Origin of the sequence: Clostridium sp. BL-8, from assembly GCF_002006495.1 — a bacterium.
GTDB lineage: Bacteria > Bacillota > Clostridia > Clostridiales > Clostridiaceae > Clostridium.
Window position 1 is genome coordinate 1 of the sequence record NZ_LZZL01000212.1, and the last position, 828, is coordinate 828.

Annotated in this window: 1 protein-coding gene; it reads left to right on the forward strand. The window is 35.5% G+C overall.

Annotated elements, in window-relative coordinates; translation table 11 throughout:
- On the forward strand, window positions 1–828 hold an 828-nt coding region (locus CLOBL_RS27280; protein ID WP_143323979.1), incomplete at both ends, for an HlyD family efflux transporter periplasmic adaptor subunit.

The window sequence follows — 828 nt, forward strand, 5'->3', positions numbered from 1 at the left end:
GTTCAAAAGGCAAGACGACTCAAGTTACAGTAAGTAAAACTTCAGTAGAAGTTCAGACTGCTAAGACAACAGAAAAAAATGCGGGAGATACATATAAAGCTACTTTAGAAGCTTATCAGCAAGGAACAGTAACAAGTAAGCTTGCAGCAAAGATTGTTTCAGTATCAGTTGAAGATGGACAATATGTAAATGCAGGTGATACTATAGCAACTTTAGATGACCAGGATACACAAAATAATATAAAAACCGCGCAAGCTTCAATAGCTGTAAATGAAAAACAGGAACAGGCATCAGAACAGTCATTAAATTCAGCACAAGTAGCTCTAGAAAAATTGAAAATTAATGTAGATGATGCTCAGAGTAATTATGACAGACAAAAAACTCTTTTTGATAACAAAGCTATATCACAGACAGATCTTGAAACAGCAGAAAAAACTTTAAATTCTGCTAAAGCTGATTATGATTCTGGAAATGCAAGTATTCAGACAGCGCAAGCAAATATTGAAACAGCGAAAGCCAATATACAAGCACAGCAGGTAACGCTAGAAAAGTATCAAAGCGATTTAGCTAATACAGTAATTAAGGCACCAATAAGTGGTGCAATAAGTGGTAAAAATATGAATGTTGGACAAATGGCAGCAACGGGTACAGCCCTTGCAACTGTTAATGATATATCATCTGTATATGCAACAATTCAGGTACCACAAGAAAAAATAAGTAGTGTGAAAATAGGACAAGCAGCTACAGTTACAGTTGATGGAAGCGATCAAACATATAATGGAACAATACAGACTATGGATGCTGCAGCAGATACAACTTCAAGAGTTT